General features: G+C 46.8%; 1 protein-coding gene. It reads left to right on the forward strand.

Annotation, left to right across the window (positions count from 1 at the left end; all coding sequences use genetic code 11):
• Positions 1–84 precede the first annotated feature (84 nt).
• On the forward strand, positions 85–708 hold a 624-nt coding region (locus tag AEST_RS06790; RefSeq protein ID WP_039925228.1), incomplete at its 3' end, for a transposase.

The following is a 708-nucleotide window of genomic DNA, read 5'->3' on the forward strand; positions in this document are numbered from 1 at the left end:
TCAGACCTCTGACCGGTGTTGTCCGGGTTTGCCGGTCGCCAACTTATCTTCTATTTTAAAAAATATTTAATGGGAGGTTAATTTATGGCCAGGAAACCGCGATTTTTTGTCAGTGGTATGCCGTACCATCTGGTTAACCGTGGGCATAACCGCATGCCCTGTTTTGGTGGTGAAGCAGACAAAGGAACCTTTTTCAGCATGTTGTGCGACAAGCTGGAGGCATTCTCAATAAAGTTACATGCCTTCGTGCTAATGTCCAATCATTATCATCTGCTCGTGACACCGGATGACGGCGCAGAGCTGCCTCATTTTATGCAATGTTTGGGGCGTAAATACGCCGGTTATTTTAATACAAACCGGCAACGTACCGGGACAGTCTGGGATAGTAAGTACTTTGCTAGCAGCATAGAAAGCGACTATTACCTGTTGGCCTGTTATCGTTATATTGAGCTTAACCCGGTGCGGGCAGGCCTGTCGGCTACGCCGGCTGGCTATCATTGGTCGAGTTTCCACACCAATGCCTGTGGGATGAAATCTGCTATTATTCAGCCACATAAAACTTATCTTGCGCTGGGAGACTGTCAGTTCAGCCGCCTTAAAGCCTATCGGGAATTATTCAATACTGAGATGAGTACAGAGGAGTTAAAACAGATACGTCTGGCATTGACTAAAAATTGGGTTAACCGGCAGCAGCCAGAAGTGGTCAGA

Source organism: Alishewanella aestuarii B11, from assembly GCF_000280055.1.
GTDB classification, from domain to species: Bacteria; Pseudomonadota; Gammaproteobacteria; order Enterobacterales; family Alteromonadaceae; genus Alishewanella; species Alishewanella aestuarii.